At 72.0% G+C, this 8216-nt stretch carries 3 protein-coding genes and 1 pseudogene; all 4 read right to left on the bottom strand.

What is annotated here, in order from left to right; genetic code table 11:
- A pseudogene (locus DMH08_RS36995) lies at positions 1-336 on the bottom strand (hypothetical protein); the annotation flags it as partial.
- Between the two features lie 186 nt (positions 337-522).
- Positions 523-1989, bottom strand: coding sequence for a glutamate synthase subunit beta (locus tag DMH08_RS36990; protein ID WP_026405880.1), 1467 nt, complete (start codon positions 1987-1989; stop codon positions 523-525).
- 14 nt (positions 1990-2003) lie between these two features.
- Positions 2004-6566, bottom strand: a complete 4563-nt coding sequence (gene gltB, locus DMH08_RS36985; protein ID WP_125620856.1) for a glutamate synthase large subunit — start codon at positions 6564-6566, stop codon at positions 2004-2006.
- 346 nt (positions 6567-6912) lie between these two features.
- Positions 6913-8216, bottom strand: a 1304-nt coding sequence (locus tag DMH08_RS42170) for a hypothetical protein (RefSeq protein WP_233618036.1), incomplete at its 5' end; no start/stop codon positions are given.

Here is an 8216-nt window from a genome sequence, read left to right as displayed (position 1 = left end):
GGGCAGGACGAACGGGACGCCGCCGTCGGGGGTGGTGATGGTGGTGAGGTGGTCGGCGATGCGGGTGACGGCGGGGTCGTCGTCGGCGCCGGCCTCGTGGAGGATTTCGAGGGCGTGCTGGGCGGGGACGGGTTGGCTGGCGGTGCCGCGCAGGTCGGGTTCGAGGGCGTTGCCGTAGCCGCCGTCGGGGTTTTCGTAGGGGCGGAGGGCGGCGAGGACGGGTTCGGGTGCGCCGTCGAGGAAGTGAAGGGCGAAGCGGTGGCGGTCTATGACGCGGGCGTTGAGGAGCATGAACTCCCATGCGCGTTCGATGTTTTCGGTGGTCAGGGTCTTCATGGCGCCCACCGTAGAGGTGGGCGGGGGGCGGGTCTTGTAGGAAACGGCCTTGGGCGGGTTCTGTCCATGGCCGTTCCGTGCGCGGTGGGGTCGGGTGCGGGCCGGGCGTCGTGGTGCCCGTGCGGGCGGGCCCGTTCGGATATGGGGAGGCCCCGGAGCGGGTGCTCCGGGGCCTCTCGGGGTCGGTCAGGCGATGGGACGGGCGGTGGGCGGGATCGGGTAGGGCAGCGGCGACGTGCGGCCGGTGAGGTGCGCGTCGACGCCGTGCGCGGCGGCGCGGCCTTCGGCGATCGCCCAGACGATCAGCGACTGGCCGCGGCCCATGTCGCCGGCGGCGTAGACGCCGTCGACGGACGTCTTGTAGTCCTTGTCGCGGACGACGTTGCCGCGCTGGTCGAGGTCGACGCCGAGCTGCTCGAGGAGGCCCTCGCGCTGCGGGCCGAGGAAGCCCATGGCGAGGGTGACGAGCTGTGCGGGGATCTCGCGTTCGGTGCCCTCGATCGGCTGGAAGCCGGTGTCGGGGCCGCCCACCTCGACGATCCGGAGGGCGCGGACGTTGCCGTCGTCGTCTCCCAGGAACGCGGTGGTGGAGACGGCGTAGAGGCGGTCGCCGTCCCGGTCGGCGAGTTCCTCGTGGGCGCTTTCCATCTTGAACAGCATCGGGTAGGTCGGCCAGGGCTGGGCGTCCGGGCGGGTCGCCGGGGGCCGCGGCATGATCTCGAGCTGGGTGACGGACGCGGCGCCCTGCCGGATCGCGGTGCCGATGCAGTCGGCGCCGGTGTCGCCGCCGCCGATGACGACGACGTGCTTGCCCTTGGCGTCGATGGGCGACTCGGGGAGGTCGCCCTCCTGCACCTTGTTGGCGGGCGGCAGGTACTCCATGGCCTGGACGACGCCGCCGAGTTCGCGTCCGGGGACGGGCAGGTCGCGCCAGGCGGTGGCGCCGCCGGCGAGGACGACGGCGTCGTGGCCGGCGCGCAGTTCGTCGGCGGTGACGTCGACGCCGATGTTGACGGAGGTGCGGAACTCGGTGCCTTCGGCGCGCATCTGGGCGATGCGGCGGTCGACGTGCCGCTTCTCCATCTTGAATTCGGGGATGCCGTAGCGGAGCAGGCCGCCGACGCGGTCGGCGCGCTCGTAGACGGTGACGTCGTGCCCGGCGCGGGTGAGCTGCTGGGCGGCGGCGAGGCCGGCGGGTCCGGACCCGACGATCGCGACCTTCTTGCCGGTTTTGACGGCGGGCGGCTGCGGCCGGACCCAGCCTTCGGCGAAGGCGCGGTCGATGATCTCGACTTCGACGCGTTTGATGGTGACGGGGTCCTGGTTGATGCCGAGGACGCAGGCGCTCTCGCACGGGGCGGGGCAGAGCCTCCCGGTGAACTCCGGGAAGTTGTTGGTGGCGTGGAGCCGCTCGATCGCCTCGTGCCAGTCCTTGCGGTAGACGAGGTCGTTCCACTCGGGGATGAGGTTGCCGAGGGGGCAGCCCTGGTGGCAGAACGGGATGCCGCAGTCCATGCAGCGGCTGGCCTGCTTCTCGAGCCGGTCGGTGCCGAAGTCCTCGTAGACCTCGGACCAGCTCTTGATGCGGACGTCGACCGGGCGGCGCTTCGGGAGCTCCCGCGCGACGGTCAGGAAACCCTTCGGGTCGGCCATGGGGATTCCTCCTCTCAGCTCTGGGCGGCGGCCATGACGGCCTCGTCGACGTCGCGGCCCTGCGCCTCGGCTTCGGCCATGGCGGTCAGGACGCGGCGGTAGTCGCGCGGCATGATCTTGGTGAAGCGGGTCGCGACGGCGTCCCAGTCGTCCAGCAGGCGCCGGGCGAGGGCGGAGCCGGTCTCGGCGAGGTGCCGTTCGACGAGCCCGCGGACGAACGCGACGTCGTCGGCGTCCAGGGGTTCGAGGTCGACCATCTCGCCGTTGACCCGTTCGGGTACCAGGTCGAGGACGTAGGCGATGCCGCCGGACATGCCGGCCGCGAGGTTGCGGCCGGTGCCGCCGAGGATGACGGCGCGGCCGCCGGTCATGTACTCGCAGGCGTGGTCGCCGACGCCCTCGACGACGGCGGTGGCGCCGGAGTTGCGGACGCAGAACCGTTCACCGACGACGCCGGCGGCGAACAGTTCGCCGGACGTCGCGCCGTACAGGATGACGTTGCCGCCGATGATCTGCTCTTCGGCGGTGAACGCGGCGTCGTCGGGTGAGCGCAGGGTGAGGCGTCCGCCGGACAGGCCCTTGCCGACGTAGTCGTTGGCGTCGCCGACGAGGCGGAGGGTGACGCCGCGCGGCACGAACGCGCCGAAGGAGTTGCCGGCCGAGCCGGTGAAGGTGACGTCGATGGTGTCGTCGGGCAGTCCGGCGCCGCCCCACTTGCGGGTGAGCTCGTGGCCGAGCATGGTCCCGACGGTGCGGTTGACGTTGCGGATCGGCAGGTCGAGGGTGACTTTGTCGCCGTAGGCGAGGGCGCCTTCGGCGAGTTGGATCAGTGTGTTGTCGAGGGCTTTCTCGAGCCCGTGGTCCTGTTCGCCGACGCACCGCAGGGCGTCCCCGTAGGGGGTTTCGGGGGCGTGCAGGATCGGGTCCAGGTCGAGGCCGGACGCCTTCCAGTGCTCGACGGCGTCGTGGGTGTCGAGCATCTCGACGTGCCCGATCGCCTCGTCCAGGGAGCGGAAGCCGAGCGCGGCGAGGTATTCGCGGACTTCTTCGGCGATGAACTCGAAGAAGTTGACGACGAATTCGGGCTTGCCGGAGAACCGCTGCCGCAGCACGGGGTTCTGGGTGGCGACGCCGACGGGGCAGGTGTCGAGGTGGCAGACCCGCATCATGATGCAGCCGGACACGACCAGCGGCGCGGTGGCGAAGCCGTACTCCTCGGCGCCGAGGAGGGCGGCGACGACGACGTCGCGGCCGGTCTTCATCTGCCCGTCGGTCTGCACGACGATGCGGTCGCGCAGCCCGTTGAGCAGCAGCGTCTGCTGCGTCTCGGCGAGGCCGAGCTCCCAGGGCGTCCCGGCGTGCTTGAGGGACGTCAGGGGGGACGCGCCGGTGCCGCCGTCGTGCCCGGAGATCAGGACGACGTCGGCGTGGGCCTTCGACACGCCGGCCGCGACGGTGCCGACGCCCATCTCCGCGACGAGCTTGACGTGCACCCGCGCGGACGGGTTGGCGTTCTTGAGGTCGTGGATGAGCTGGGCGAGGTCCTCGATCGAGTAGATGTCGTGGTGCGGCGGCGGCGAGATGAGGCCGACGCCGGGCGTGGAGTGCCGGGTCTTGGCGATCCACGGGTACACCTTGTGGCCGGGCAGCTGGCCGCCCTCGCCGGGCTTGGCGCCCTGCGCCATCTTGATCTGGATGTCGTCGGCGTTGGTGAGGTACTCGGAGGTGACGCCGAACCGGCCGGACGCGACCTGCTTGATGGCGCTGCGCCGCAGGTCGCCGTTCTCGTCCGGGGTGAACCGCGCCGGGTCCTCGCCGCCCTCGCCGGTGTTGGACTTGCCGCCGAGGCGGTTCATCGCGATCGCGAGGGTCTCGTGGGCCTCGGCGGAGATGGAGCCGTAGGACATCGCGCCGGTGGAGAACCGCTTGACGATGTCCGAGACGGGCTCGACCTCCTCGATCGGGACCGGCGGGCGCTCGCCTTCCTTGAGCCGGAACAGGCCGCGCAGCGTCATCAGCTCCTCGGCCTGCGAGTCGACCTTGGAGGTGTACTCCTTGAAGATCTCGTAGCGGCGGGTGCGGGTGGCGTGCTGGAGCTTGAACACCGTGTCGGGGTTGAACAGGTGCGGTTCGCCTTCGCGGCGCCACTGGTACTCGCCGCCGACCTCGAGGGTGCGGTGGGCGAGGTCGTTGCCGCCGGCCGGGTAGGCGCGGCGGTGCCGTTCGGCGGCCTCGCGGGCGAGGGTGTCGAAGCCGACGCCGCCGAGCCGGGAGACGGTCCCGGTGAAGCAGCGGTCGACGACCTCGGCGCCGAGCCCGATCGCCTCGAAGATCTGCGCGCCGGTGTAGGACGCGACCGTGGACACGCCCATCTTCGACATGACCTTCAGGACGCCCTTGCCGTACGCCTTGACGAGGTTGCGGACGGCCTGGTTCCCGGTGAGCCCGTCGCCGGCGATGACGCCGCCGCGGACGAGGTCCTCGACGGTCTCGATGGCGAGGTAGGGGTTGATCGCGGACGCGCCGTACCCGATGAGCAGCGCCATGTGGTGGCATTCGCGGGCTTCGCCGGTCTCGATGACCAGGCCGACCCGGGTCCGGGTCTTCTCCCGGATCAGGTGGTGGTGGACCGAGCCGGTGAGCAGCAGCGAGGGGATCGCGGCGCGGGCGGAGTCGGCGCCGCGGTCGGACAGCACGATGATCCGCGCGCCCGCGCCGATGGCGCGGCTGACCTCGCCGTTGATCTCCTCCAGGCGGGCCTGGAGGGCCTCTCCCCCGCCGGCGACGTCGTAGAGGCCGTGGACGACGTGGGCCTGCAGGTGCGGCAGGGACCCTTCGTCGTCGATGTGGATGATCTTGGAGAGTTCGTCGTTGTCCAGGATCGGGGTGGGCAGCACGAGCCGGCGGCACGAGTCCGGGCCGGGCTCCAGCAGGTTGCCCTCGGGGCCGAGGGTGGACTGCAGCGAGGTGACGAGCTCCTCGCGGATGGCGTCCAGCGGCGGGTTGGTGACCTGCGCGAACTGCTGCTTGAAGTAGTCGAACAGCAGGCGGGGGCGCTCCGACAGCACCGCGATGGGGGTGTCGGTGCCCATCGAGCCGATCGGCTCCGCGCCCGTCTTCGCCATCGGGCTGAGGATGATCCGCTGCTCTTCGAGGGTGTACCCGAAGGTCTGCTGCCGCTTGACGAGCGTGTCGTGCGTCGGGATCTCCCGCTCGCGGCGCGGCAGCTCCTCGAACCGGACGAGCCCTTCGTGCAGCCACTGCGCGTAGGGGTGCTCGGCGGCGAGTTCGGCCTTCACCTCGTCGTCCTCGACGATCCGCCCGGCGGCGGTGTCCACGAGGAAGATCTTCCCGGGCTGCAGGCGGCCCTTGCGGACGACCTTGCTCGCGGGGATGTCGAGGACGCCGGCCTCGCTCGCGAGGACGACGAGGCCGTCGTCGGTCACCCAGTACCGGCCGGGGCGGAGCCCGTTGCGGTCCAGGACGGCGCCGACGACGGTGCCGTCGGTGAAGCTCACGCTCGCGGGGCCGTCCCACGCCTCCATGAGGGTGGAGTGGAACTCGTAGAAGGCCCGGCGGTCCGGGTCCATCTCGGTGTGGTTCTCCCACGCCTCGGGGATCATCATCAGGACGGCGTGGGGCAGCGACCGGCCGCCGAGGTGCAGCAGCTCCAGGCACTCGTCGAACGAGGCGGTGTCGGACGCCTCGATGTCGATCACCGGGTAGATGCGGGACAGGTCGCCGGGGATCAGGTCGGACTTCAGCAGCGCCTCGCGGGCCCGCATCCAGTTCCGGTTCCCCTTGACCGTGTTGATCTCGCCGTTGTGCGCGATGAACCGGAACGGGTGCGCCAGCTCCCACGCCGGGAACGTGTTGGTGGAGAACCGCGAGTGGACGAGCGCGATCGCGCTGGTGAACCGGCGGTCCGACAGGTCGGGGAAGAACGGCTCCAGCTGCGGGGTCGTCAGCATCCCCTTGTAGACGATCGTCCGGCTGGACAGGCTGGGGAAGTACACGGGGACGTCCTGCTCGGCGCGCTCGCGCATGCAGAACACCACGCGGTCCAGCTCGACGCCCGTCTTGCCGGCGTGCGGGCCGCCGTCGGCGGCGCGCAGGAACAGCTGCGCGAAGTGCGGCATGGCGCGGCGCGCGGCGGGCCCGGCGAACGCGGGGTCGGTCGGCAGCTCGCGCCAGCCGAGGACGGTCAGCCCCTCCTCGACGCACAGCGCCTCGACGTGCGCGACCGCGGCGGCGCGCTCGCCGGCGTCGACCGGCAGGAACGCGATGCCGGCCGCGTACGCGCCCGCCTCGGGCAGCGCGAAGCCGCACACCTCCCGGAAGAACGCGTCCGGGATCTGCAGCATGATGCCGACCCCGTCGCCGTCGTCCGGTTCGGCGCCCACGGCGCCGCGGTGGTCGAGGTTCTTCAGGACGGTCAGGGCGTTCTGAACGATGTCGTGGCTTCCGCGGCCGTGGAGATCCGCCACCATTCCGACACCGCAGGCGTCGTGCTCGTTGGCCGGGTCGTAGAGACCCTGGTGGCGGGGGCGGCCCGGTGTGAGGGCAGCAGCAGCCATCAACCCTCCCGTCGTCGTCGTGTCACTGCTTGTGAGGTCAGTGCTAGCCGGGACGACGTTGGCCCTGCTGCGGTGAGATGACATTACATCACTGCCGGGATCATGCCCGACTGTGGCGGATCGCGAAACTTCTCAGCGCGGATCGGCACGCGACATCTCACTGGTTTAGACCAGATTACCGGCTTCTCACGGGCGTGACGTTCCACGCGTCCGGGTGAGGATCATCACCGGAACACGACGTTTGAACCGGGAAAGCGCGCGTTGCGCCACCGTGCGGGCCGGTTCCGTTCCGTCCGGCGCCGATTCCACGGCCGGGCCGCGGCGCGGACCGCCGCACCGCGCCGGGTCAGCCGGACGCGCCGGCCGCGCGGGCCAGGACGGCCGGGGCCTTACCGCCCTCGATCAGCATCGACAGCAGCACCTCGTCCGACGCGTCGCCCTTGCCGTCCAGCCGCGCCGCCCACGACACGACCGCGAAGTGGCCCTGCGCGAGCCCGCGCGCCATGCCGAATCCCGCGCCGAACTCCGCCGCGGGCTCCTCGGCCGGCAGCGGCCGGACGAACCCGCCGCCGCGCACCTCGCCGAGCGTCGCGACGAACCGGTCGGCGTCCGCCGCCGACGCCAGGTTGAACACCGCGACCGCCATGCCGTAACCGCCGTCCGCGTCGGCGTACAGGCCGCGGACGGCCTGGCTGCAGCCGCCCCGGCGCAGATCGGCGGCCACGCTCGCGCCCCACACGGCGGCGGCGCAGTCGCCGTCCAGCTTCTGCTCCGCCAGCTTCAGCTCGACCTCGCTCCCGGGGACGGTCAGCGACCGCGCGCTCTTCGGGAACGCCTCGCCGAGCGTCAGCGGCTTCGCGTCCGCCTTGCGGGCGGCGATCCCCCCGTACGCGTCCGACGACGGCGAACTCGAGTACGACGTCGGCGACAGGCCCGTCTCGGCCGCGTTGCCCACCGGCGGCAGCGCCGCACCGCGGGCGTCGTCGCCGTCGGCCCCGCTCGCGACGGCCAGCGCGCCGAACCCGAGCAGCACGACGGCGGCCAGCGCGCCGGCCGCGGCGAAGTACGCCTTCGGCCCGAGCGCCGCGAGCCGCTGCGCCACCGGACGACCGGCGCGCGGCGCACGCCCGTCCGGACCGGGCCCGTCGGACACCCCGGGCACCCCGGGCCGCGGAACCGGCCCGCCCTTGCGGCCCTTCGGCCCCTTGGCGCTCTCGGCCCCCTTCGCACCCTTGCCGGCCTTGGCGTTCCTGCCGTTCTTCGCGGCGCCTTTGCCCTTGCCGGCCTTGCCCGCCCCTCCCCCGGTGCGTGCGTTGCCGGGACGTCCGCCGCGGCGCCGCGCGGCAGGGGGCGGCTCCTCCGGGTACGACTCCTCCGAGTACGGGCCCTCCTGGTAGCCGCCGGAGTCCCCGTATCCCGCGTCGTAACCGTGGTCGGCGTACCCCGGACCCGCGTAACCGGAGTCCGCGTAGCCGGGGTTGCCGTAGCCGGGATCGCCGTAGCCGGGGTTGCCGTAGCCGGGCCCCGCGTACCCCTGATCCGCGTACCCCTGATCGGCATAGCCCTGAGCGGCGTAACCGGGGTTGGCGTAGCCCTGATCGGAATGACCGGAGTCGCCGTAGCCGGGATCGCCGTAGCCCGCTTCGGGGC

Origin of the sequence: Actinomadura sp. WAC 06369 (genome assembly GCF_003947565.1) — a bacterium.
Taxonomy (GTDB): domain Bacteria; phylum Actinomycetota; class Actinomycetes; order Streptosporangiales; family Streptosporangiaceae; genus Spirillospora; species Spirillospora rifamycini.
The sequence above is the reverse complement of the archived record's forward strand: the minus strand, read 5'-3'. Positions and strand labels throughout refer to the sequence as shown.

Excerpts from the sequence above, each read along its gene's own strand:
- gltB (WP_125620856.1), bottom strand. The coding sequence starts at position 6,566 with ATGGCTGCTGCTGCCCTCACACCGGGCCGCCCCCGCCACCAGGGTCTC.
- DMH08_RS36990 (WP_026405880.1), bottom strand. The coding sequence starts at position 1,989 with ATGGCCGACCCGAAGGGTTTCCTGACCGTCGCGCGGGAGCTCCCGAAG.